General features: G+C 60.0%; 22 protein-coding genes. 14 read left to right on the forward strand and 8 right to left on the reverse strand.

The annotated features are described in order from the left end of the window. The first annotated feature begins 23 nt into the window (after positions 1–23). The 8 genes from cobU to AC1RL4_RS25410 all read left to right on the forward strand — a co-directional run bounded on the left by cobU (position 24) and on the right by AC1RL4_RS25410 (position 5,539). Positions 24–545: a bifunctional adenosylcobinamide kinase/adenosylcobinamide-phosphate guanylyltransferase gene (gene cobU / locus AC1RL4_RS25375; protein WP_096479742.1), complete on the forward strand. Its 522-nt coding sequence runs from the start codon at positions 24–26 to the stop codon at positions 543–545. After that, positions 542–1,597 carry a nicotinate-nucleotide--dimethylbenzimidazole phosphoribosyltransferase gene (gene cobT, locus AC1RL4_RS25380; protein ID WP_230174782.1) on the forward strand — a complete coding sequence of 352 codons (1,056 nt, stop codon included), beginning with the start codon at positions 542–544 and terminating at the stop codon, positions 1,595–1,597. Before cobU ends, cobT begins: the two co-directional genes overlap by 4 nt. Next, on the forward strand, positions 1,594–2,169 hold the full coding sequence (gene cobC / locus AC1RL4_RS25385) for an alpha-ribazole phosphatase family protein (RefSeq protein ID WP_019579645.1): 576 nt from the start codon (positions 1,594–1,596) through the stop codon (positions 2,167–2,169). Before cobT ends, cobC begins: the two co-directional genes overlap by 4 nt. Positions 2,170–2,171: 2 nt before the next feature. Beyond that, on the forward strand, positions 2,172–2,903 hold the full coding sequence (locus AC1RL4_RS25390) for an adenosylcobinamide-GDP ribazoletransferase (RefSeq protein ID WP_019579646.1): 732 nt from the start codon (positions 2,172–2,174) through the stop codon (positions 2,901–2,903). Positions 2,904–3,131: 228 nt separating this feature from the next. Next, positions 3,132–3,536, forward strand: a complete 405-nt coding sequence (locus AC1RL4_RS25395; protein WP_007898923.1) for a MarR family winged helix-turn-helix transcriptional regulator — start codon at positions 3,132–3,134, stop codon at positions 3,534–3,536. 52 nt (positions 3,537–3,588) lie between these two features. Continuing rightward, the gene (locus AC1RL4_RS25400; RefSeq protein WP_019579647.1) at positions 3,589–4,797 is read left to right on the forward strand and encodes an MFS transporter; all 1,209 of its coding nucleotides are present in this window, start codon (positions 3,589–3,591) and stop codon (positions 4,795–4,797) included. After that, a complete protein-coding gene (locus AC1RL4_RS25405; RefSeq protein WP_019579648.1) occupies positions 4,794–4,916 on the forward strand; it encodes a hypothetical protein in 123 nt (40 codons plus the stop codon). Before AC1RL4_RS25400 ends, AC1RL4_RS25405 begins: the two co-directional genes overlap by 4 nt. Before the next feature lie 71 nt (positions 4,917–4,987). Next, on the forward strand, positions 4,988–5,539 hold the full coding sequence (locus tag AC1RL4_RS25410; protein ID WP_096479743.1) for a glutathione peroxidase: 552 nt from the start codon (positions 4,988–4,990) through the stop codon (positions 5,537–5,539). 89 nt (positions 5,540–5,628) lie between these two features. Here AC1RL4_RS25410 and AC1RL4_RS25415 read toward each other — a convergent pair whose 3' ends face one another. The 3 genes from AC1RL4_RS25415 to AC1RL4_RS25425 all read right to left on the reverse strand — a co-directional run bounded on the left by AC1RL4_RS25415 (position 5,629) and on the right by AC1RL4_RS25425 (position 8,026). Further along, on the reverse strand, positions 5,629–6,897 hold the full coding sequence (locus tag AC1RL4_RS25415; protein ID WP_028940029.1) for an OmpP1/FadL family transporter: 1,269 nt from the start codon (positions 6,895–6,897) through the stop codon (positions 5,629–5,631). Between the two features lie 146 nt (positions 6,898–7,043). Beyond that, on the reverse strand, positions 7,044–7,526 hold the full coding sequence (locus AC1RL4_RS25420; RefSeq protein WP_007936111.1) for a hypothetical protein: 483 nt from the start codon (positions 7,524–7,526) through the stop codon (positions 7,044–7,046). 275 nt (positions 7,527–7,801) lie between these two features. Next, positions 7,802–8,026: a hypothetical protein gene (locus AC1RL4_RS25425; RefSeq protein ID WP_007898912.1), complete on the reverse strand. Its 225-nt coding sequence runs from the start codon at positions 8,024–8,026 to the stop codon at positions 7,802–7,804. A gap of 991 nt (positions 8,027–9,017) precedes the next feature. Between AC1RL4_RS25425 and AC1RL4_RS25430 the strand changes: the two genes are divergently transcribed. Together AC1RL4_RS25430 and AC1RL4_RS25435 are read left to right on the forward strand one after the other, a co-directional pair. Beyond that, positions 9,018–9,341, forward strand: a complete 324-nt coding sequence (locus AC1RL4_RS25430; RefSeq protein ID WP_081625697.1) for an SEL1-like repeat protein — start codon at positions 9,018–9,020, stop codon at positions 9,339–9,341. A 175-nt stretch (positions 9,342–9,516) separates the two neighbouring features. Next, positions 9,517–10,881: a DNA recombination protein RmuC gene (locus tag AC1RL4_RS25435; protein WP_169342498.1), complete on the forward strand. Its 1,365-nt coding sequence runs from the start codon at positions 9,517–9,519 to the stop codon at positions 10,879–10,881. 75 nt (positions 10,882–10,956) lie between these two features. On the opposite strand, the gene AC1RL4_RS25440 is transcribed toward AC1RL4_RS25435, so the two are convergent. Next, positions 10,957–14,427: a hybrid sensor histidine kinase/response regulator gene (locus AC1RL4_RS25440; protein WP_028940030.1), complete on the reverse strand. Its 3,471-nt coding sequence runs from the start codon at positions 14,425–14,427 to the stop codon at positions 10,957–10,959. A gap of 172 nt (positions 14,428–14,599) precedes the next feature. Then, on the reverse strand, positions 14,600–15,139 hold the full coding sequence (locus AC1RL4_RS25445) for a TetR/AcrR family transcriptional regulator (protein WP_086945823.1): 540 nt from the start codon (positions 15,137–15,139) through the stop codon (positions 14,600–14,602). 91 nt (positions 15,140–15,230) lie between these two features. Between AC1RL4_RS25445 and AC1RL4_RS25450 the strand changes: the two genes are divergently transcribed. From AC1RL4_RS25450 to AC1RL4_RS25465, 4 genes are all read left to right on the forward strand, one after another. Next, entirely contained in the window at positions 15,231–16,424 is a 1,194-nt protein-coding gene (locus AC1RL4_RS25450) for an MFS transporter (protein ID WP_096479746.1), read from the forward strand. A 42-nt stretch (positions 16,425–16,466) separates the two neighbouring features. After that, positions 16,467–16,778 carry a cupin domain-containing protein gene (locus tag AC1RL4_RS25455; RefSeq protein WP_019579656.1) on the forward strand — a complete coding sequence of 104 codons (312 nt, stop codon included), beginning with the start codon at positions 16,467–16,469 and terminating at the stop codon, positions 16,776–16,778. 106 nt (positions 16,779–16,884) lie between these two features. Then, positions 16,885–18,036 carry a TDT family transporter gene (locus AC1RL4_RS25460; RefSeq protein WP_028940032.1) on the forward strand — a complete coding sequence of 384 codons (1,152 nt, stop codon included), beginning with the start codon at positions 16,885–16,887 and terminating at the stop codon, positions 18,034–18,036. A gap of 103 nt (positions 18,037–18,139) precedes the next feature. After that, complete coding sequence (locus AC1RL4_RS25465; RefSeq protein WP_096479747.1) at positions 18,140–20,014, forward strand: MFS transporter; 1,875 nt, start codon at positions 18,140–18,142, stop codon at positions 20,012–20,014. A gap of 140 nt (positions 20,015–20,154) precedes the next feature. Here the strand turns inward: AC1RL4_RS25465 and sugE are convergent, their stop codons facing one another. From sugE to rdgC, 3 genes are all read right to left on the reverse strand, one after another. After that, complete coding sequence (gene sugE, locus AC1RL4_RS25470) at positions 20,155–20,469, reverse strand: quaternary ammonium compound efflux SMR transporter SugE (RefSeq protein WP_018925158.1); 315 nt, start codon at positions 20,467–20,469, stop codon at positions 20,155–20,157. A 119-nt stretch (positions 20,470–20,588) separates the two neighbouring features. After that, positions 20,589–21,554 (reverse strand): bile acid:sodium symporter family protein, encoded by a 966-nt coding sequence (locus AC1RL4_RS25475; protein ID WP_096479748.1) that lies wholly within the window; start codon positions 21,552–21,554, stop codon positions 20,589–20,591. A 152-nt stretch (positions 21,555–21,706) separates the two neighbouring features. Next, positions 21,707–22,627: a recombination-associated protein RdgC gene (rdgC, locus tag AC1RL4_RS25480; RefSeq protein ID WP_019579659.1), complete on the reverse strand. Its 921-nt coding sequence runs from the start codon at positions 22,625–22,627 to the stop codon at positions 21,707–21,709. Between the last annotated feature and the right edge of the window lie 227 nt (positions 22,628–22,854).

Consider the following 22,854-nt stretch of genomic DNA (forward strand, 5'->3'; position numbering starts at 1 on the left):
TCGAAGATTTTAAGGAATGAACCATGCTGCAACTGATCCTCGGCGGCGCCCGCTCCGGCAAAAGTCGTCTGGCTGAAAAGCTGGCGACTGACAGTCAGCTCCACGTCACTTACATCGCCACCAGCCAACCCCTGGACGGTGAAATGAACGAGCGGGTGGCCCATCACCGTGCCCGTCGTCCGGCCGAATGGGCGTTGATCGAGGAACCGCTGGAGCTGGCCCGCGTACTGCGCGAAAGCGCCAATGCCGATCGTTGCCTGCTGGTGGATTGCCTGACGCTGTGGCTGACCAATCTGCTGATGCTCGACGACGCCGAGCGACTGTCGGCCGAGCGCGAAGCCCTGCTGGACTGCCTGGCGTCGTTGCCGGGTGAAATCATTTTTGTCAGCAACGAGACCGGAATGGGTGTCGTCCCGCTGGGCGAATTGACTCGCCGCTATGTCGATGAAGCCGGTTGGCTGCATCAAGCCTTGGCCGAGCGCTGCCAACGTGTCGTCCTGACCGTCGCCGGCCTGCCCCTGACTTTGAAAGGAACTGCGTTATGACTCACACCTGGTGGCTGAACCCGTGCAAGCCAATCGATACGCAAGTGGTCGAACTGGCGCAGGCACGTCAGCAGCAATTGACCAAGCCCGCCGGTTCCCTCGGCCAGCTCGAAGCGGTGGCGGTGCAACTGGCCGGGTTGCAGGGGCAGGTCAAGCCGACCCTCGATCAGCTGTGGATCGCGATTTTCGCCGGTGACCATGGCGTGGTCGCCGAAGGGGTGTCGGCGTTTCCGCAGGAAGTCACCGGGCAGATGCTGCACAACTTCGTCAGCGGCGGTGCGGCGATCAGCGTGTTGGCGCGGCAGTTGGGGGCGTCCCTTGAAGTGGTCGACCTCGGCACCGTTACGCCGTCGTTGAATCTGCCGGGTGTGCGTCACCTGAACATCGGCCCGGGCACGGCGAATTTCGTCCAGGGCCCGGCGATGACTCAGGCCCAGGGTGAACTGGCTTTGCAGGCCGGTCGCGACAGTGTGCAGCGCGCCATCGCAGCAGGCGCGCAGTTGTTCATCGGTGGCGAAATGGGCATCGGCAACACCACGGCGGCCAGCGCCTTGGCTTGTGCTTTGCTCGATTGCCCGGTGGTGCACCTGGTCGGGCCGGGCACCGGATTGAACGCGGCGGGTGTCAGCCACAAAGCCCTGGTTATCGAGCGCGCCTTGGCGTTGCATGGTGCTCAGCGTGACGATGCGCTGCAAACCTTGTTCAACCTCGGCGGTTTCGAAATCGCTGCGCTGGTCGGCGCGTACCTGGCTTGTGCTCAGGAAGGTGTCGCGGTGTTGGTCGACGGGTTTATTTGCAGCGTCGCCGCGCTGGTGGCGGTGCGTCTGAATCCGGCCTGTCGTGAGTGGTTGCTGTTCGGTCATCGTGGTGCCGAGCCAGGTCATCGCCACGTGCTGGAAACCCTGAACGCCGAACCGTTGCTGGACCTCGGTCTGCGGTTGGGCGAGGGCAGTGGTGCAGCGTTGGCCGTGCCATTGCTGCGCCTGGCCTGCGACCTGCACGGGCAGATGGCAACATTCGCCGAAGCCGCAGTGGCGGATCGCCCGGCATGACCTTGCACCTGGACCTGTTGCGTCATGGCGAAACCGAACTCGGTGGCGGCCTGCGCGGCAGTCTCGATGACGCGCTGACCGGCAAGGGCTGGGAGCAGATGCGCGCTGCGGTGGTCGAGCAGGGCCCTTGGGATCGCTTGGTCAGCTCGCCGTTGCAGCGTTGCGCACGCTTTGCTGAAGAGCTTGGGGCGCAACTGGGGTTGCCGGTGCAGCTGGAAAAGGATCTGCAAGAGCTGCACTTCGGCGCCTGGGAAGGGCAGAGCGCCGCGGCACTGATGGAAACCAGTGCCGAGGCATTGGGCTTGTTCTGGGCCGATCCCTATTCGTTTACGCCGCCTGATGGTGAGCCGGTTGCCGACTTTTCGACGCGGGTGTTGGCGGCCATTGAGCGGTTGCACGCGGCCTATGCGGGTGAGCGGGTCCTGCTGGTCAGCCATGGCGGCGTCATGCGATTGTTGCTGGCGCAAGCGCGCGGATTGCCGCGTGAGCAGCTGCTCAACGTTGAGGTTGGCCATGGCGCGTTGTTCTCGTTGACGGTTGAATCCGGCGCCTTGTTAAGGGAAGCGATCTGATCATGTTGCCGTTCTGGATCGCCCTGCAATTTCTGAGCAGCCTGCCGATTCGCCTGCCGGGCATGCCGACGCCCGAGGAGTTGGGCCGGTCGCTGCTGTTTTATCCGCTGGTCGGCGTGCTGTTCGGTGCCATTCTGTGGGCGTTGAACGGGCTGTTGCAGGGTGCGCCAGTGTTGCTTCACGCGGCGTTGCTGCTGACCGTGTGGGTGTTGCTCAGTGGCGCGTTGCACTTGGATGGCCTGGCCGATAGCGCCGATGCGTGGCTCGGCGGTTATGGCGACCGTGAGCGCACTCTCACGATCATGAAAGACCCGCGCAGTGGGCCGATCGCGGTGGTGACGCTGGTGCTGGTGTTGCTGCTCAAGTTCGCTGCGTTGCTGGCGTTGATCGAGCAGCAGCACAGCGTGGTGTTGATCATCGTTCCACTGATTGCTCGCAGCGCGCTGTTGGGATTATTCCTGACCACACCTTACGTGCGTCGCGGTGGATTGGGGCAGGCGCTGGCCGATCATCTGCCGCGTTTGGCCGGGAAACAGGTGTTGGTGATCGGTGCGGTGGCCTGTGTGTTGATCGCGGGCCTCAGCGGTGTGTGGGCGCTTGCGCTGGCAGCGGTGGTGTTTGTCTGGTTGCGGCAAGTCATGATGCGGCGATTGGGCGGGACGACTGGCGACACTGCCGGAGCGTTGCTGGAGTTGCTGGAAGTGGCGTTGCTGGTGGGATTGGCACTGCTCTGAATTTTCGTAGAGGCGAGGCTTTAGCACACTCTTTGTAGCAGCTGCCGAGCTCGCGAGGCTGCGTTCGGCTGCGAAGCAGTCGCGAGTTCGGCTGAGGCGGTCTGCCTGATGCACCGCAAGTTCTGATTTTACGACTGCTGCGCAGCCGAACGCAGGCTTCGCCAGCTGCTACAGGTGAAATGCGTCGAAATATTTGCTTTCATTTAACCGCGGGTATATACACGCACCATGCTTCCTTCTCAATGTTTGTGCACTAACCTGCGTCGCGCCGCTCGTGGCGTCAGCAGGCATTACGACGGCGCGCTCGACGGCTTCGGGATCAACGTTGCCCAGTATTCTCTGCTGTGCAACCTGCAGCGTCTGGATCAGCCGAGCATCTCGACACTGGCCGAGGCCATGGGCCTGGATCGCAGCACCCTGGGGCGCAATCTACGGGTGCTGGAAGGTGAAGGTCTGGTGACGCTGGTCGAGGGCGAAGACATGCGCAATCGCATCGTCCTGCTCACCGAGACAGGGCGCGAACGTCTGGCAGCGGCCTTGCCGGCCTGGGAAGCGGCGCAACAGCGGTTGATCGACCGTCTGGGTGCCGAGAAGCGTGAAACCTTGCTGAAACTGCTGGACGAACTGGCTTGAGGCCAGTTTTTTCGATCTTAAGCGGGTATATACCCGCTACCGGAGAACAACAATGACATCGATGTGGCGTACGTGCGGTTGGGTGCTGTTGGGCAGTGCGCTGATTCTGGCGTTGTCTCTGGGGGTGCGACACGGCTTCGGGTTGTTTCTGGCGCCGATGAGTGCCGAATTCGGCTGGGGCCGCGAAGTGTTTGCCTTCGCCATTGCCCTGCAGAACCTGATCTGGGGCCTGGCGCAGCCATTCACCGGCGCATTGGCCGACCGCTTTGGCGCCGCAAAGGTGGTGTTGATCGGTGGTGTTCTGTACGCCCTGGGCCTGATGTTCATGGGGTTGTCCGATTCGGCGGTGACTTTGTCCTTGAGCGCCGGGTTGTTGATCGGTATCGGCCTGTCCGGCACCTCGTTCTCGGTGATCCTCGGCGTGGTCGGCCGTGCCGTACCACCGGAAAAACGCAGCATGGGCATGGGGATCGCCAGTGCTGCCGGTTCCTTTGGTCAATTCGCCATGTTGCCCGGCACACTGGGGCTGATCGGCTGGCTGGGCTGGTCTGCGGCATTGCTGGTGCTGGGGCTGCTGGTGGCGCTGATCGTGCCGCTGGTGAGCATGCTTAAAGACAAGCCGTTGCCGGTGCTCGGGCATGAGCAAACCCTCTCTGAAGCGCTACACGAAGCCTGCTCCCATTCAGGGTTCTGGTTGTTGGCGTTCGGCTTTTTTGTCTGCGGTTTTCAAGTGGTGTTCATCGGTGTGCACCTGCCAGCGTACCTGGTGGATCAACACCTGCCAGCCTCCGTCGGCACCACGGTATTGGCGCTGATCGGGCTGTTCAATATCTTCGGTACCTATACCGCCGGCTGGCTTGGAGGGCGGATGTCCAAGCCGCGTTTGCTCACCGGTTTGTATCTGTTGCGGGCGGTGGTGATTGCGCTGTTCCTCTGGGCGCCGGTCACTCAGGTCACGGCCTATTTGTTCGGCATGGCCATGGGCTTTCTCTGGTTGTCGACGGTGCCCTTGACCAACGGCACGGTGGCAACCTTGTTCGGTGTCCGAAATCTGTCCATGCTGGGTGGGATTGTTTTCCTGTTCCACCAGCTGGGCTCGTTCCTCGGCGGCTGGTTGGGTGGGGTGGTGTATGACCGAACCGGGAGCTACGACTTGATCTGGCAGGTGGCGATTCTCTTGAGTCTGATGGCCGCAGCCCTGAACTGGCCAGTGCGCGAGCAGCCGGTGGCGCGCCTGCAAACCCAAGTGAGTGCCGCATGAACAGTCTTTGGCCGCGGATGGCAGCCATCGCCGTCGGCGTATTGCTGCTGGCCCTGGTTTGGTGGGGCTGGCATCGGGGTGGGCTGGCATTGATGCAGCTGGGCATGGGGGCTTGCTAGCGAGCTGCTTGCTAGCGAGCGGCGAAGGCGAGTAGTTTCGCGTTCTGACGATTGTTCAAGGATGCACCGACATGCCGATGCGCTGGCTTGCAGTTCCTGCGTTGATGATGGTTTTTTCCGGGCTGGCTCAGGCAGCAGAATGCCCGGAGCTGTTGCAAGGCTCATTGCCGAAGCTGCGCGCCAAGGAATCCATCGATTTGTGCCAGCGCTTCGCCGGCAAACCGTTGGTGGTGGTCAATACCGCAAGCTTCTGTGGCTTCGCCCCGCAGTTCAAAGGTCTTGAGGCGCTGTATCAGCGCTACAAGGATCAAGGGCTTGAGGTGGTCGGTGTTCCATCCAATGACTTCAGGCAAGAGGCCAAGGATGGCGCAGAGACTGCCAAGGTCTGTTACGTGAACTACGGCGTGACCTTCACCATGACCGAACCGCAGAAAGTCCGCGGCGATGACGCCACGCATTTGTTCAAGGTCCTTGCCGAGCAAAGCAGTTCGCCGAAGTGGAATTTCTACAAATACGTGGTCGATCGCCAAGGCAACGTGATCGCCAATTTCTCCAGCCTGACCAAGCCCGACAATCCCGAGTTCATCGAGGCGGTGGAGAAAGCCCTGGCCTCGAAGCCCTGATCGACGCGCACTAAAAAGCCCCGCCTCTGTACAAGAGTGCGGGGCTTTTTCAATTCAGGCGGCGAGGGGTTCAGGTTCGCCGTGAATGATCAGAAACGGTAGGTCGCGCCTACACCGAAACCGTTCGCCCAGTTTTCATACTTGGCGTTGTAGCTCTGGCGGCCGTTGCTGTTGTTGACCTTGACCGACTCTTCGCGCAGGTACGAGTACGCTACATCGATGGTCAGATCGTCGGTCGGGCTCCAGCCTGCACCAATGCTGAAAATCTTGCGATCACCAGTTGGAATGCGCGGGGAGCGGTTTTCGTTGTTGGTTGGTGCCTGGTCGACGGACAGACCGGTACGCAGAACCCATTGTTTGTTCAACTGGTACGAAGCACCGATGGCGTGAGCCCAGGTGTCATGCCAGTTCTGTTCTTCGGTGATGGTACCAAAACGGCCGTTCAGGGCAGCAGGAACGCCACTGTTCTCAACGGAGATTTCTTTCAGGCGGCTCCAGCGAGTCCAGGTGCTGCCCGCGTAGAGGGTCCACTTGTCATCCAGTTGATGAGTGAGCGAGATATCAACCGATTCAGGAGTCGTTATGTCCAGGGATGCATCGTACTTCTGGTTAGGGTTCTGACCCAGAGCCCCGAGGAGGCTGTAGTTGACCTTGGTGTCACCTTCGAGCTTGTACTTCACTTTCGAGTGGTAGGTCAGGCCAACGCGAGTGCTGTCGGTCGCTTGTACCAAGATGCCGATGTTATACCCCAGCGCGGTGTCGTCACCTTTGATCTTGACGTTACCGTCCGCTGCGCGCGGGTTTAGCGACAGGTTCGATTCCAGGGTGCCGTCAATGCGGTTGATGGTCGGACCGAAACCGATCGACACCTTGTCGTTGAAGGCGTAGCTGATGGTTGGCTGGAGAGTCACGATTTTGACTTCGCTTTTACTGCCGAAGTAACGGCCGGCGAAGCCGTTCTCGTAGTCGGTCACCAGACCGAATGGAGCATAGACGCCGAAACCGACTGCCCACTGGTCATCGAGTGGCTTTACGTAGTAGCCCATGGGCACGCCCATGAAAGGGACCATGTCACCTTTGTTGGTACCACCATTCGGGCGGGAGCTGGCATCACTGATGTCAGCGTGCGCGTCGATAAATGCAACACCACCGGTCACTTGTTCGCGCTTGAGGCGAGACATGCCGGCAGGGTTACCAAAAACAGTGGATGCGTCGTCGGCAGAAGAAGATCGCCCGGCAAAACCTGTCCCCATCCCGCTGATGCTTTGTTCGTTGAGGGCAAAGCCACTGGCGAAGATCTGGGTGGATGCCAAGGCAACGGCGAGGCTAAGGGTGGTTTTGAGCATTACTTTTTTCATTATTAGAACTCCTGGTGATCACCGGAGCGAAAATTACCAACATTTTCGTCCGGGCGCCATAGCCTGTATCGCTTGATTTAGAGCGGTTTTGTAGGACAATCCGACCAAAATCGCGACATGTTGGGCGATCTTCGGAAATGGGTGGATCAGCAGGCGACCTGATTCAACGATGAAACACAGGTTTGCCAGGCGTAGGTGAAGTCTCGCAAACGACCTTGGGGCTGGAAGGTCTGGCGCCAAATTCGGGCCATTCCCAGCAGGTCATCGGAGGCGGGGAGGGGAGTGTTCTGTTCTTCTACCAGCAGCCAGGCGATGGCTGTGGCGTAACGCAGGTTGACGGTCAATTCCAGGTGCGGTCCGCTGAGAAAAGCATGCTGGCTGGCCAGGCCGCGAACCAGGCTCGCCCGCTCCGGGTCCAGGGCCAGGTAGTGATCCCAGAGGGCCTGGTGGCGGGGTTCGGCGATTCGGTACAAGCCGTGTCCACGGCGGTCATGCAGGGCTGAACCAAGGGCTGACTGACTGGCGGCGATGCCCAGCAGCAGGGATTCGGCAGTCGCGCTATGGCGTCCGAGGTAGATTAATGTCGGACGGATCACATAACGGCACAGTTCGCTGGCAGCGATACCCATAACGCCCTCGAAACATCAAGTGGTCGGCGATACCTGAAGGGGGCCTTGGCAGCTGTGGATCGAATCAGGCTCGCCGGAAGCGGATCAAGCCGCTTGAGTTGAAGTGTAGTGTCATTATTTTGCTGTAAAGGACTGTTTTTAAAATATTTCCGGCTTCGAGTTATAACCGTTATATCGGTTGGTGCTTAGGCAATAGGGACTAAAAGAGAAATATCGGGCAATAAAAAGCCCCGCTTTTCAGCAGGGCTTTTGAGGTTTTCAGCCTTTCTGGCGTCTCAGGCAACCAGTGCCTGGCGAGTACGCTCGATCACAGCCTGCAGCGGCTCGGCGCTGGAGTATTGATCGGGGTACAGGCGTTCGCTGTGACGAGCGATGCCGTGTTCGTTGACCAGGGTAAAGCTGAAGCAGCCTTTGCGAGCGGCCATGATCAGGCAGTTCATTGGTGCAAAAGCGTTGGTTAGGGTGCGGATGGCATCCTGAGTGTGGATTTGAGTAGACATAATCGGGTGTTCCTACAAGCGACACGGATAAGAACCGTGCAAAATTAAAACGTTCCAGTGACGACGACCACCATTGGTCGAACGAAGAACCCGACTGGAACAAAGCAGCCAGTTTGAAGCGCTGATAAGTTGGCGCGCTTGGGCTGGCAGGTAGGTACTTAGGAGGGCAGGCAACACATCAGGGGCAAAGGTTCTGGGCCCGGGGTGAAGATCCTGATCAATTTGCAGGTTGGTTCGGTCAGAGTAAGTGAACTTCGCAACACCCTTTGCTTTCGATTCAAAGGCTGTGTTGACGCAAGATTTACCTGGAAACCATCGAGGTGGTCGATCCCGCTTTGTCGGTGAAGGCTTCTCTCAGGGAAGGCTGACCGGGGGGATTTGTTCGACCAGAATTGACTTTCAGCTTGGTACTAACGCCGCGGATACTAACGGATTGAATGGCCGAAGGGAAGCCTGTTCGCAAAAAAACACTGAAGTGCCGGCCGACCACATCCGCAAGTGCTGTCGGAAAATATCATCGGCCGACACGTGCCCCGCAATAGCCCAAAAAACGGCCGTTGATCCGAGAGGGCGATCGAGCCAGGATCAATCTGTGGCGCGGGTTGCCGGGTTTATCCCCAGGCGTTACCGGAAAAACGCGCCGAAAAAGCGCACCGATATAACCGCCTCGCAGGTACTTGTGCACATTAGTTGCGCGGACTGTCATCCCACTGTCATCCTCGCTTCACCGGGGGTGGGTGCCTGTAACGAAAATTTAAGTCAATGAAAAACATCGCTTTTTTTTACTGGTGAAAAAATCGTCAGTTTGACTGCGAGCCCCATTCCACACGGCTTTGCGCGACTTCAAGGGCGGTTGTCCACTGAGTTATCCACAGCTTCTGTGGATTGTCCCGAGCGCTTGCTCTAGGACGGGCGTGCAGGCTTTTTTCGACTTTACCTGTGCGAAAAAAAGAGTAGAGTGCGCGCCTTCCGATTTGCCCCACAGTGCTTTATGAAGTTTCGCTCAGTACCAGTCTCCGCTGCTTCAACATCCTCCAGCATTAACCCACCCAAGCGCTTTTCAATGCGTGTGGCCGAGTGGCTACTGGACAGCCCGCGCCTGGGCGAAAACCCCAACGTCAAACACTTCGCCGGACGTTTACTCAAGCAACCTGCCCGTGAAGGCGTAGTGGCCGCGCAAAGCCGCCTCGGCCAATTGATGTGCCGCGAATGCGGGAATGCCCGGGATCGCCGTATCGGCCAGGACCTGTTGCGCCAGGCTGCGCGCGCCGGGGACCGACGCGCCCAGCAGGAACTCGGGCTGATCGAAGACTGAGCTGTCCAAGACCTGACGCCTTGGTTAACCTTCACGCTTTATCTAATCGGCAGGAGTGGCTATGGCGATGGATTTGACCAGCGCATTGCTGGGGCTGGCGGGCGCTGCACTGCCGTTGCTGGTACTGGCCTGGCAACTTCAGCGTCGGGCGAGTACAGGGCAGGCCGAACTGGCATTGCTGGAAGAGCGCCTGGCCATGGCCCAATTGACGCAGGATGGCTTGAACGCCCAGCTCGACACCTGCCGGGATGAAGTCGCTGACTTGAGCCAGGCCAACGCCGCCAAGCAGGCCGATCTGGCCGCCCTGCGCCGTGAAGTCGAATTGCTGCAGATCGAACGCGACGATGCGCGCGACGCAGCCCACGCCTGGAACATCGAACGTGCCGGCAAAGAAGCTGAGTTGCGTCGCCTGGACGCCCAGGCTGCCTCCCTCAACGCCGAGTTGCGTGAGCAGCAGGAAAGCCATCAGCAGCGTCTCAACGACCTGCAAGGCTCGCGAGACGAACTGCGAGCGCAATTCGCCGAGCTGGCGGGCAAGATCTTCGACGAGCGCGAGCAGCGTTTTGCCGAAACCAGTCAGCAGCGTCTGGGGCAATTGCTCGATCCGTTGAAGGAGCGCATTCAGTCATTCGAAAAACGCGTCGAGGAAAGTTATCAGGCCGAAGCCCGCGAGCGCTTTTCCCTGGCCAAGGAACTGGAGCGTCTGCAACAACTGAACCTGCGCCTGAGCGACGAAGCCACCAACCTCACCCGCGCCTTGAAAGGGCAGAAAACCCAAGGCAATTGGGGTGAACTGATTCTTGAACGGGTGCTTGAACACGCGGGCCTGGAGAAGGGGCGCGAGTACCAGACCCAGGTCAATCTAAAGGGGCCGGACGGCGAGCGATTCCAGCCGGATGTGATTATTTACCTGCCTGGCGACAAGCAGGTTGTGGTCGATTCCAAGGTCAGTCTCACGGCTTATCAGCAATATGTAGCCGCCGAAGACGATGGCATCGGCCAGATCGCCATCAAGCAGCACGTGCTGTCCCTGCGCAATCATGTCAAAGGCCTGGCCGGCAAGGACTACAAGCGGCTCGACGGGCTGCACAGCCTGGATTTCGTCCTGCTTTTCGTCCCGATCGAAGCGGCGTTTTCCGCAGCGTTACAGGCAGAGCCGACGTTGTTTCAAGAGGCCTTCGACCGCAACATCGTGATCGTCAGCCCGACCACGTTGCTGGCCACTTTGCGGGTCATCGACAGCCTGTGGAAGCAAGAGCGCCAGAGCCAGAACGCTCGGGAAATCGCCGAGCGCGCCGGGTGGCTGTACGACAAGTTCGTGTTGTTCATTCAGGATCTGGACGAGGTCGGCAATCGCTTGCAGCAACTGGACAAGGCCTACAGCTCTGCCCGCAATAAGCTGACAGAAGGTCGTGGCAACCTGGTCAGTCGCAGCGAACAGCTCAAATTGCTTGGCGCGCGGGCCAGCAAGAGCTTGCCGGCGGACCTGCTGGAGCGGGCCATGACGGATGTCGATGGCTTGGCCGAGTTGCCCGAATAAGCCATCTTTTTCGATGGTATCTGTGGCGAGGGGGCTTGCCCCCTCGCCACAGTGGTGTGTACCAAACTTGCCGTACTACAGCGGCAAATGCCGACTCAACAACGCCCGCAATGCCGCCGGCTTAACCGGTTTGGCCAGGTAATCCAGACCCGCTGCATGCACCCGGGCCACGGTCTCCGGCCGTCCATCGGCGCTGATCACCACCCCCGGCACCGGCTCGCCCAGCTGCGTGCGCAACCACGCCATCAAGTCGGTTCCGGTCTCGCCATCGTCCAGGTGGTAATCCACCAGCGCCAACTGCGGGCGCATCCCGTCGCTGAGCAGCGTCGCGCATTCATCACGGTTGCGCGCGGTCCAGACCTGGCAACCCCAGCGCGTGAGCAGGCTGTTCATGCCGATCAGGATGCTGTCCTCGTTATCGATGCACAGCACCTGCGCGCCGCCGAGCAAATGGCCATTGAGTTCGGCAACCTTGGCCGGCACCGCGGCTTGTGCCCGAGCCAATGGCACGCTGACACTGAATACACTGCCGCGCCCCGGCCAGGAGCGTACGCGCAAAGTGTGACCGAGCACGCGGCACAGTCCATCGGCAATCGCCAGTCCCAGGCCCAGGCCTTTCTCGGCCCGGGTCTGGTGGCTGTCGAGGCGTTTGAACTCCTCGAAAATCACCTGTTGTTTGTCTTTCGGAATGCCCGGTCCACGGTCCCAGACCTCCAGGCACAGCTCGCCGTTGCGCCGCCGAACGCCGAGCAGCACGGGGCCTCTGGCGTAGCGGAAGGCATTGGTCAGGAAGTTCTGCAAGATCCGTCGCAGCAGTTTGATGTCGCTGTCGACCCGTAGCGTGCTGCCCCGGACGCGGAATTTCAGCCCCTGTTCCTGAGCCAGTGCCTTGAACTCGGCTCCCAGCGTGTCAAACAACTCATTGAGCACGAAGGGCTTGCGATCAGGGTTGATCTTGCCGCTTTCCAGACGGGAAATATCCAGCAGATCACTGATCAGGTCTTCAGCCGAACGCAGTGAGCTGTCCAGGTGATGAACCAGCTTCTGCGCTTCGCTGGACAAACCCTCTTCCTGATGGGAGAGGGCGGCAGAGAACAGCCGCGCGGCGTTCAGCGGTTGCATCAAGTCATGGCTGACGGCGGCCAGGAAACGGGTTTTCGACTGGTTGGCCGATTCGGCGGTGCCCTTGGCTTCGGTCAGGGCAAGGTTGAGTTGCGACAGTTCGTGGGTCCGTTCGGCGACGCGCCGCTCAAGGCCTTCATTGGCTTCGGTCAGCGCCTGCTCGGCTTCGCGGAACGCGGTGATGTCGGTGAAGCTCATGACGAAACCGCCGCCGGGCATCGGGTTGCCGATCAGCTCGATCACTCGGCCGTTGGGGAACAGTCGCTCGGAGGTATGGGCACGGCCCTGACGCATCCAGTGCAAGCGGCGGGCGACATGCACTTCCGCTTCGCCGGGGCCACACAGGCCGCGTTCGGCGTTGTAGCGAATAATGTCGGCAATCGGCCGGCCGACGCTGATCAAACCGTCGGGGTAGTTGAACAGCTCCAGGTAGCGCCGGTTCCAGGCCACCAGTTTCAGCGACTGGTCGATCACGCTGATGCCCTGGGTGATGTTCTCGATGGCGCCTTGCAGCAGGGCGCGGTTGAATTGCAGCACTTCCGAGGTTTCGTCGGCGATCCGTACGACGTCCTCCAGTTGCATTTCCCGACCTTCGATGGCGGCTTTTACCACCGCCCGAGTCGAAGAGGCGCCGAGTACACCGGCCAGCAAGCGTTCGGTATGGGCGATCCATTCACCGTCGGCGTTCTGGTTCGGGTTGAAACCTTTGCCCTGGCGGTAGGCGAAACGGATGAAGCTCTGACGGGCCCGTTCTTCGCCGACAAACCGGGCAGCCAGTTGCAGCAAATCGTCGATCTGTACCGCCAGCATCGAGCGGGCGCTGGGGCGGGGGCTGATTTCCTGGCCGATGAAACGACCGGCCTGCCAGTGCTCCGAAACCCGCGTGCGTGACAGCACCGAGACCCAGGCGAACAAGGTGAAGTTGCCCGCCAGGGACAACACCACGCCTTGAGTCAGCGGCGTGATCGGCAGGTTCAGCGGATTGCTTTGCAGCCAGGCCAGGCCCGGAAAACTGCTCAAGGGCAAGCCGAGGCTGTTGGCGGCAACCGGCAACACCAGGGTGTAGAACCAGAGGAATGTCCCGGTGGCCAGCCCGGCGAACACGCCACGGCGGTTAGCCTGTTTCCAGTACAGCGCGCCGAGCATGGCCGGGGCCAGTTGGGTCACGGCGGCGAATGCTATCTGGCCGATGGTCGCCAGGCTCGCGGTCGAGCCCAGCAGGCGATAGCTGACGTAGGCCAGCAGCAGAATGACCACGATGCTCACCCGGCGCACCGAAAGCATCCACTGGCGGAACACTTCGAATGGCCGTTCAGCGTTGTTGCGCCGCAGCAACCATGGCAGCAGCATGTCGTTGGAGAGCATGGTCGACAGCGCCACGCTGGCGACGATCACCATGCCGGTCGCCGCCGAAGCGCCGCCGATGAACGCCAGCATTGCCAGGGCAGGGTGAGATTGGGCCAGAGGCAGGCTGATGACGAATGAGTCCGGCAGCACCGAACTGGGCAGCAACATCTGACCGGCCAGGGCAATCGGAACCACAAACAGCGCCGCCAGCGCCAGATACGTCGGGAACACCCACTTGGCCAGGCGTAAATCCTGGGGGTCGATGTTTTCCACCACGGTCACGTGGAACTGCCGGGGCAGGCAGATGATCGCCATCATCGCCACACCGGTCTGCACCACCATGGACGGCCAGTTGATGGTTTCCTTCCAGTACTCTTCCAGGCGCGGTGCGAGCATGGCCTGGTCGAACAGGTCGTCGAAACCGTCGTACAGGCCGTAGGTCACGAACGCGCCGACCGCGAGAAAAGCGAACAGCTTGACCAGCGATTCAAAGGCAATCGCCAGCACCATGCCGCGGTGGTGTTCCGTGGCGTCGAGGTTGCGGGTACCGAAAACGATGGTGAACAGCGCCAGTACCAGGGAGACGATCAGCGCCGTGTCCTGCGCGCGCGTGCCCATGGCGTCGGCGCCGGCGCCGATCAACAGGTTCACGCCCAGCACGATGCCCTTGAGCTGCAAGGCGATGTAGGGCAGCACGCCGACCAGGCAAATCAGCGCGACGACTACCGCCAGGGACTGGGATTTACCGTAACGGGCGGCGATGAAGTCGGCGATGGAGGTGATGTTCTCCTGCTTGCTGATCATCACCATTTTTTGCAGGACCCACGGCGCGCACACCAGCAGCAGGATCGGCCCGAGGTAGATCGGCAGGAAGGACCAGAGTTGTTCGGCCGCTTGGCCCACGGCGCCAAAGAACGTCCAGCTGGTGCAATAAACCGCCAGCGACAGGCTGTACACCCAGGCACGCACCCGTGGCGGCAACGGCGTGCTGCGACGGTCGCCGTAAAAGGCGATGGCGAACAGGATGGCCATATAGGCCAGGGCGACAGTGGCGATCAGCCCGGTGGACAGCGACATGGGAACTCCAGACAAAAGACATCCGGGACTGCGCCCGATCCAGACAGTCTCGCATGACCGCCTGAGTTAGTCAGTGTCGACCAAGGTCGTGGCGTGGCGGGGTGTCGCAGGTTGTGTATCCGTCAGATCCTGGTCGTCATTTCGGGAGCGAGGCTTGCCTGCGAAGGCGGCGTTACTGACTCAACGCAATATCGATCAACCGATGCAACTCTTCAACCTCCAGCGCCTGCGCCGCAAACAGGATGCGAAACACCGTCGGTGCCACCACCATATTGATCAGCCGATCGACACTTGGCCGTGATTGATCGGGATAGCGATCCAGAATCGTCTGCAACTGCCCGCCAATGATCGTCACGCAATAGCCCGGCGTGGCACTGGATTGCACGTCGCGCATCATGTTGCGCCCGGGTTCGGAACTCATTTCGTCCAGATACTGCTCCGCCCAGGCTCGCACGTCACCGCGCAGGCTGCCGGTATTGGCCGGCTCACTGTCGGGGCGCATGCGGGCGAGAGCGACATCGGCCAACAGTGCCGAAAGATCACCCCAGCGCCGGTAAATGGTCGACGGCGTCACTCCGGCCCGTGCGGCAATCTGCGGCACAGTCACGCAGGCGCGGTCCTGCTCTTCGAGGAGCGCGCGGACGGCCGAATGAATCGACTCTTGAACCCTGGCACTTCTGCCACCAGGGCGTAAACCTTCTTTAATAGCCATGCGATGGACCTTAACACAAAGAATTTGCTTTAAGAGAAAGCCAGTAGCACACTCCGCAAAAGCAAAAAATTAGCTTTTGCGGAGTGTGCTCATGTCTCTTCCAGCGACAAATCGTTCCAGCCTGTGGTTTCTGGCGATCACCTTACTCAGTTTTCTCGCCGCTTCCACTGCGCCGACCCCGTTGTATCACCTCTATCAGGAGCACCTGCAGTTCTCAGCCGCGACCCTGACCCTGATTTTCGGTGTCTACGCCCTCAGCTTGCTGGCGGCGCTGCTCACGGTCGGTTCGCTGTCGGATTTTCTGGGGCGCAAACCGGTGATTTTTACCGCCGTGTTGCTGAATATGCTGGCGATGTTGCTGTTCATCAACGCCGACAGCGTCGCCTGGTTGATCGGTGCGCGAGTACTTCAGGGGTTTGCGACGGGAATGGCCACCGCGGTCTTGAGTGCGGCGTTGCTGGACACCGATCGCCAGCAAGGGCCGATGGTCAACAGTGTTGCGCCGTTGCTGGGCATGGCGCTGGGGGCTATGGGTTGCGGATTATTGGCCGAGTTTGCGCCCCTGCCGCTGCAATTGACCTATTGGGTGTTGTTCGCGCTGTTTGTGATGCAAGCGCTGTACGTCTGGCGCCTGCCGGAAAGCGTCAGTCGACAACCGGGTGCCTGGGCCTCGCTGCGCCCGACCCTGCATGTGCCGATTCAGGCGCGGCGAATGTTGTGGCGGGTGCTGCCGATAGACCTCGCGGTATGGGCGCTTGGTGGCTTTTTCGCCTCTCTGGCGCCGTCCCTGGTGCGGACTGCCACCGGTTCCACGTCGAACCTGATTGGCGGTGCGACGGTGGCCGTGTTGACGGTGACCGGTGCCTCGATGATCTACACCTTGCGCAATCGGCCGGCCGACAAGGTCTTGCTGCTGGGCGCGAGCTTGCTACCCGCAGGCGTTGCGCTGATTCTGCTGGCGGTCCACAGCGCCAGCCTGCCATTGTTTTTCTTCGGCACGCTGGTGGCGGGCAGCGGATTCGGTACGGGTTTCCTTGGCGCCTTGCGCAGCATCGTGCCGCTGGCCTTGCCTCATGAGCGGGCCGGGTTGATGTCGGCGTTTTATGTGCTCAGTTATCTGGCGTTCTGCTTGCCGTCGTTGCTGGCCGGTAATCTGACCCGCAGCTTTGGGTTGGTGGCGACCACCGACGGTTACGGCGCGGTACTGATCATCCTGTCGCTCGGTGCGCTGATCGGGTTGCTTCGTGAGCGGTCTGTCAAAGTCTGTGGCGTCGATGTCAGATGACCGTTAGCCTTGGCACCGCCATTCATTTCGACGGACCGACCCATGAAAATCATCCGCAGCAAATCCTTCACCGGTGACCGCGCCTGGGCGGCGCTGGACATCGCCAACATGAACGGTATCACCACCCGTTTGCACTGGACCGATCAGCCGTATAAATGGCACGTCAACGATGGCCAGGAAGTGTTCGTGGTGCTCGACGGTCAGGTGCAGATGCGTTATCGCGAAGCAGGCCTCGAAAGGGAAACCCTGCTGGAGGTCGGCGATATTTTTTATGCCTCGGTGGGCACTGAACATGTGGCTCATCCGCAGGGCGTGGCGAGGATACTGGTGATCGAGACTGAAGGCAGCGTCTGATGCTATATCTGCAAAACAGATAACAGTTAGAGATATTACCCGTTATATCGATATTCTATTCGGATCTACCATGAGCGCCTACCTCATCAGAGGACAGGAGTTCACCATGACCTGCACCCATAGCGTTAAACCCGGTATCAAACCGCTCAGTCATCTGCAGCACCCAAGAGAAGCCATCCGCCAATTCACCCCGAACTGGTTCGCCGCGACCATGGGCACCGGGGTATTGGCACTCGCGCTCGCGCAACTGCCCGTCGCAATACCCGGCCTGCGTGGGTTTGCCGAAGGTCTGTGGCTGTTCAATATTGTTCTGTTTGTGTTGTTCACGGCTATGTATGCCGCGCGTTGGGTCATGTTCTTCGACGAGGCGCGGCGGATTTTCGGCCATTCCACGGTTTCGATGTTTTTCGGCACCATTCCCATGGGCCTTGCGACCATCATCAATGGCTTTCTGTTGTTCGGCCTGCCGCGCTGGGGCGAAGGTGTGATTCATGTCGCCGAAGTGCTGTGGTGGCTGGACGTGGTGATGTCGCTGGCCTGCGGCGTACTGATTCCCTACATGATGTTCACTCGTCAGGAGCACAGCATCGACCAGATGACCGCTGTCTGGCTGTTGCCAGTGGTGGCAGCGGAAGTGGCGGCTGCCAGTGGTGGCTTGCTGGCGCCGCACCTCGCCGATGCTCATTCGCAGTTAGTGGTGCTGGTGACCAGCTACGTGCTTTGGGCTTTTTCCCTGCCAGTGGCGTTTAGCATTCTGACCATCCTGTTGCTGCGCATGGCGTTGCATAAATTGCCCCACGAAAACATGGCCGCCTCGAGCTGGCTGGCGCTTGGGCCGATTGGCACAGGTGCGCTGGGCATGTTGCTGCTGGGCGCCGACGCGCCGGCGATCTTTGCCGCGAACGGTCTGCCGGGGATCGGTGAAATAGCTGAGGGCCTTGGGTTAGTCGCCGGTATCACGCTGTGGGGCTTCGGGTTCTGGTGGATGCTGATGGCGCTGCTGATCACCGTGCGTTACTTGCGCGCCGGTATCCCGTTCAACCTCGGCTGGTGGGGTTTCACGTTCCCGCTGGGTGTCTATTCCCTGACTACGCTGAAACTGGCCAGCACCTTGAACCTGACGTTTTTCAGTGTCTTTGGTTGTGTATTGGTAGCCATGCTGGCGGCGATGTGGCTGATTGTCGCCAAACGCACGGTGCAGGGCGCGTGGCGTGGCGAATTGTTTGTCTCGCCGTGTATCGCAGGATTAAAGAAATAACCGGCCAAGATTAGGTAATGTGTGTGGCCTGGATCGACGTTCGATCATTCCAATAACAGTATCCACGCCACCCTTTACCAAAAAAATCAGGGACACATGGAAGATGAGTCACCCCTCGCAGTTCACCTTGCTTCGCACTCGGCGCTTCCTGCCTTTTTTTGTCACGCAGTCCCTTGGGGCCTTTAACGACAACATCTTCAAGCAGTCGCTGATCCTCGCCATTCTGTACAAGCTGACCATCGAGGGGGACCGTTCGATCTGGGTCAACCTGTGTGCGCTGCTGTTTATCCTGCCGTTCTTCCTGTTCTCGGCGCTGGCCGGGCAGTTCGGGGAGAAGTTCGCCAAGGACGCGCTGATCCGTCTGATCAAGCTCGGGGAAATCGTCATCATGACGGTGGGCGCGGTCGGTTTCATGTTCGATCACCTGTCGCTGATGCTGTTGGCGCTGTTTGCCATGGGTACCCACTCGGCGCTGTTCGGGCCGGTGAAGTACTCGATCCTGCCGCAGGCCTTGCGCGAAGAAGAACTGGTGGGTGGCAACGGGTTGGTGGAAATGGGCACCTTCCTGGCAATTCTCGCCGGGACGATTGGCGCCGGCATCATGATGTCCGCCAGCAACTACGCGCCGGTGGTGTCCACGGCAATCGTCGGCATCGCAGTGCTCGGTTACCTGGCCAGCCGCAACATTCCCCGAGCTGCGGCGGCATCGCCGCAAATGCGCCTGAACTGGAATATCTTCAGCCAGTCCTGGGCCACGTTGAAGCTGGGCCTGGGGCAAACCCCTGCGGTCTCGCGTTCGATCGTCGGCAACTCATGGTTCTGGTTTGTCGGGGCGATTTATCTGACGCAAATCCCGGCGTATGCCAAGGAATGGATGCACGGCGACGAAACCGTGGTGACGCTGATTCTTACCGTGTTCTCGGTCGGTATCGCACTGGGTTCGATGCTCTGCGAGAAACTCTCCGGGCGCAAAGTCGAGATCGGTCTGGTGCCGTTCGGCTCATTCGGCCTGACGGTATTTGGCCTGTTGCTGTGGTGGCATTCCGGTGGAATTCCGGACAGCGTTACCGGCCATGGCTGGCTCGAAATCCTTGGGTTCGGTCACACCTGGCTGGTGTTGATCGACATCCTCGGGCTTGGGGTCTTCGGCGGTTTCTACATCGTGCCGCTGTATGCGCTGATCCAGTCCCGCACCGTCGAGAACGAACGGGCCCGAGTGATCGCCGCCAATAACATCCTCAACGCCCTGTTCATGGTGGTGTCGGCGATTGTGTCGATCGTCTTGCTGAGCATCGCCAAACTGTCGATCCCGCAGCTGTTCCTGGTGGTGTCGCTGCTGAACATCGGCGTCAACGCCTACATCTTCAAAATCGTCCCGGAATTCAGCATGCGCTTCATGATTTGGCTGCTCGGCCATTCCATGTACCGCGTGGAGCATCGCAACCTGGAGCTGATTCCTGATGAGGGCCCGGCACTGCTGGTTTGTAACCATGTGTCGTTCGTCGATGCGTTGCTGATTGGTGGCGCGGTGCGTCGGCCGATTCGCTTTGTGATGTATTACAAAATCTACAACCTGCCGGTGCTGAACTTCATCTTCCGCACGGCCGGCACGATTCCGATTGCCGGGCGCCAGGAAGACATTCAAATCTACGAAAAAGCCTTCACCCGCATTGCCCAGTATCTGAAGGATGGCGAGCTGGTGTGTATTTTCCCTGAAGGCAAGTTGACCGCTGATGGCGAGATCAACGAATTCAAGGGCGGGCTGACGCGGATTCTCGAAGAAACGCCGGTGCCGGTGATTCCGCTGGCGTTGCAGGGGTTGTGGGGGAGTTTCTTCAGCCGCGATCCGAACAAGGGCTTGTTCCGTCGGTTGTGGTCGCGGGTGACCTTGGTGGCAGGGCCGGCGGTGGCCGTTGAAGTGGCTGAGCCAGCTAAGTTGCAGGCGATGGTGGGGGATTTGCGTGGGGCCGTCAGATAGTTGGTGACTTTGCGGGCCTCATCGCGGGCAAGTCGGGTCGCCGCATCGCTCGCTCCCACAGGTTTTATGTTGTGCCACGTATTGTGGACACACCATCAATCCCTGTAGAAGCGAGGCTTGCCCGCGAAGACGGTAGCGGTCTAAGCGCTGACCTTGAGCCCGACCAACCCGGTAATGATCAGCGCCACACTGGCCAGCCGAAACAGTGCCATGGATTCACCAAACAGAATGATCCCGGCGATCACCGTGCCCACCGCACCCACGCCGGTCCAGATCGCATAGGCCGTGCCCAGCGGCAATTCCTTCATGGCAAGGCCCAGCAGGCCAAGGCTGATGGCCATGGCGGCAACGGTCAATGCGGTAGGGAGAGGGCGGCTGAAGCCGTCGGTGTATTTCAGGCCAACGGCCCAGCCGACTTCGAACAGGCCGGCGAAAAACAGAATGATCCAGGACATGGAAGACCTCCATCGATGGATGGGGTCGTCCCCGGATTAAGCACTCGATCGAGCCGCGAGGTCGTCCTCGCGTTGCGCAATAGAGTGCCCATCATTAATCCGAGGATCAAGTTTTGGGCTTAGTCCGCAGCCTGTTGAGCAGCGATTTGCCGATCTTGTTTCTCGCTCATGCGACGGAAATACGTCGAGAGCAGCGCCCCGGAAATGTTGTGCCAGACGCTGAACAGCGCGCTCGGCACCGCCGCCAGCGGCGAGAAGTGCGCACTGGCCAGTGCCGCACCCAGGCCGGAGTTCTGCATGCCGACTTCCAGTGCCAGGGATTTGCGCTGGGCCAGCGGCAGGTTGAACAGGCGCCCGGTGAAGTAACCCAGCAAGTAGCCGAAGCTGTTGTGCAGCATCACCACGGCCATGATCAGCAGACCGGATTCGGCAATCTTCGCCTGGCTGGCAGCCACCACGGCCGTGACGATGATTACGATGCTCACCACCGACACCAGCGGCAACACTTCTACCGCGTGACGAACCCGATCACCGAGCACGCGTTGGGCAACCACGCCAAGTACGATCGGCAACAGCACGACTTGCAGGATCGACCAGAACAGCTCCATGAACGACACCGGCAACCAGGCCGAGGCCAGCAGCCAGATCAGCGCCGGTGTCAGCAATGGCGCGAGGAGGGTGGTGACGGCGGCAATGGCCACCGATAACGCCAGGTCGCCGCGAGCCAGCCAGGTCATCACGTTCGACGAGGTGCCGCTCGGGCAGCAGCCGACCAGAATCACACCGACAGCAATCTCTGGCGGCAGGTGGAATACCTGGCAGAGCAACCATGCCATGCCGGGCATGATCACGAAATGGGCGACCACGCCCAGGGCCACGCGCCACGGATGGCGAGCGACTTCGGCGAAGTCTTCGAGCTTGAGGGTCAGGCCCATGCCGAACATCACCAGCCCCAGCAGCGGCACAATGGCGCCTTTCAAACCGATGAACCAGGCCGGCTGCAGAAACGCCACGATGGCGAAAATCAGTACCCAGTAAGCGAAGGTGTTGCCGACAAAACGACTCAATGCAGCGAGTGCGCGCATGGCCTGATCCTTGTTATTCATATTCGAAAATTGCGCAGATCCAATGTGGGAGCGGGCTTGCTCGCGAAGGCGGTCGGACATTCAACAATGATGTTGTTTGTCATGACGCCTTCGCGAGCAAGCCCGCTCGCACATTTAGACCGCGCGTCGGTTTAGATCCCTTGCGGCATCTCTTCACCACCCAACGCTTCAACCAGTGCCGGCAGGAAGTCGCCGAAGGTCAGCATCATCAGGGTGAAGCTGGCGTCCAGTTGGCCGAGTGCTTCGTCGCCACCGTCCTGCTCCGCCTGATCTTGCAGCAGGTCTTCGAACTTCAGGCGCTTGACCACCATTTTGTCGTCGAGCACGAACGACAGTTTGTCCTGCCAGGCCAGCGACAGTTGAGTGACCACTTTGCCGGTGCTCAGGTGCAGCTGGATTTCTTCGCTGGTCAGGTCCTGACGCTTGCAACGCACGATGCCGCCGTCTTCATGGGTGTCGCGCAGTTCGCACTCGTCCAGCACAAAGAAGTCGTCCGCAGCTTTCTGAGTGGTAACCCACTCGGTCATGGTCGCGGTCGGGGACATCTTCACCGTCAGCGGACGTACCGGCAGCGAGCCGATCACTTCACGCAGGGTGGACAGCAGGTCTTCGGCGCGTTTCGGGCTGGCCGAGTTCACCAGGATCAGGCCTTGTTTCGGCGCGATGGCGGCGAAGGTCGACGAGCGACGGATAAAGGCGCGGGGCAGGAAGGCCTGGATGATTTCATCCTTGATCTGATCGCGTTCCTTTTTATAGACCTTGCGCATTTGTTCGGCTTCGATCTCTTCGACCTTTTCCTTCACTGCGTCACGCACGACGCTGCCCGGCAGAATGCGTTCTTCTTTACGGGCGGCGATCAGCAGGAAGTCTCCGCTGACGTGTACCAGCGGTGCATCTTCGCCTTTGCCGAAGGGCGCGACGAAACCGTAGGTGGTCAACTCCTGGCTTGCACATGGACGCGCCAGTTTGGTGGCCAGTGCAGTTTCCAACGCCTCGGCATCAAAAGGCAGATCTTGGGTCAGGCGATAGATAAGCAGGTTTTTGAACCACATGAGGTGAGTCTCTCCTTTATACAAAGGGGGGCATTATTGTCTTCGCCGGGTCATAGGCCAACCCTTCTCTAAGCCTTTGGAAGGCCTGAGAAAATTAATTAAAAAAGTGCTTGCCAGAGGTTGGGTCGCTCCGTAGAATGCGCGCCACACCGAAGCGAAGGGTGATTAGCTCAGCTGGGAGAGCGTCTGCCTTACAAGCAGAATGTCGGCGGTTCGATCCCGTCATC

It is taken from the genome of Pseudomonas sp. GW822-FHT07A10 (genome assembly GCF_058798795.1).

Coding starts and splice junctions, on each gene's coding strand:
- AC1RL4_RS25400 (WP_019579647.1), top strand. CDS start 3,589: ATGACATCGATGTGGCGTACGTGCGGTTGGGTGCTGTTGGGCAGTGCG.
- AC1RL4_RS25445 (WP_086945823.1), bottom strand. CDS start 15,139: ATGGCTATTAAAGAAGGTTTACGCCCTGGTGGCAGAAGTGCCAGGGTT.
- AC1RL4_RS25455 (WP_019579656.1), top strand. CDS start 16,467: ATGAAAATCATCCGCAGCAAATCCTTCACCGGTGACCGCGCCTGGGCG.
- rdgC (WP_019579659.1), bottom strand. CDS start 22,627: ATGTGGTTCAAAAACCTGCTTATCTATCGCCTGACCCAAGATCTGCCT.
- AC1RL4_RS25425 (WP_007898912.1), bottom strand. CDS start 8,026: ATGTCTACTCAAATCCACACTCAGGATGCCATCCGCACCCTAACCAAC.
- AC1RL4_RS25465 (WP_096479747.1), top strand. CDS start 18,140: ATGAGTCACCCCTCGCAGTTCACCTTGCTTCGCACTCGGCGCTTCCTG.
- cobC (WP_019579645.1), top strand. CDS start 1,594: ATGACCTTGCACCTGGACCTGTTGCGTCATGGCGAAACCGAACTCGGT.
- cobT (WP_230174782.1), top strand. CDS start 542: ATGACTCACACCTGGTGGCTGAACCCGTGCAAGCCAATCGATACGCAA.
- AC1RL4_RS25440 (WP_028940030.1), bottom strand. CDS start 14,427: ATGTCGCTGTCCACCGGGCTGATCGCCACTGTCGCCCTGGCCTATATG.
- AC1RL4_RS25415 (WP_028940029.1), bottom strand. CDS start 6,897: ATGAAAAAAGTAATGCTCAAAACCACCCTTAGCCTCGCCGTTGCCTTG.
- AC1RL4_RS25475 (WP_096479748.1), bottom strand. CDS start 21,554: ATGCGCGCACTCGCTGCATTGAGTCGTTTTGTCGGCAACACCTTCGCT.
- cobU (WP_096479742.1), top strand. CDS start 24: ATGCTGCAACTGATCCTCGGCGGCGCCCGCTCCGGCAAAAGTCGTCTG.
- AC1RL4_RS25420 (WP_007936111.1), bottom strand. CDS start 7,526: ATGGGTATCGCTGCCAGCGAACTGTGCCGTTATGTGATCCGTCCGACA.
- AC1RL4_RS25460 (WP_028940032.1), top strand. CDS start 16,885: ATGACCTGCACCCATAGCGTTAAACCCGGTATCAAACCGCTCAGTCAT.
- sugE (WP_018925158.1), bottom strand. CDS start 20,469: ATGTCCTGGATCATTCTGTTTTTCGCCGGCCTGTTCGAAGTCGGCTGG.
- AC1RL4_RS25395 (WP_007898923.1), top strand. CDS start 3,132: ATGCTTCCTTCTCAATGTTTGTGCACTAACCTGCGTCGCGCCGCTCGT.
- AC1RL4_RS25450 (WP_096479746.1), top strand. CDS start 15,231: ATGTCTCTTCCAGCGACAAATCGTTCCAGCCTGTGGTTTCTGGCGATC.
- AC1RL4_RS25410 (WP_096479743.1), top strand. CDS start 4,988: ATGCCGATGCGCTGGCTTGCAGTTCCTGCGTTGATGATGGTTTTTTCC.
- AC1RL4_RS25430 (WP_081625697.1), top strand. CDS start 9,018: ATGAAGTTTCGCTCAGTACCAGTCTCCGCTGCTTCAACATCCTCCAGC.
- AC1RL4_RS25405 (WP_019579648.1), top strand. CDS start 4,794: ATGAACAGTCTTTGGCCGCGGATGGCAGCCATCGCCGTCGGCGTATTG.
- AC1RL4_RS25390 (WP_019579646.1), top strand. CDS start 2,172: ATGTTGCCGTTCTGGATCGCCCTGCAATTTCTGAGCAGCCTGCCGATT.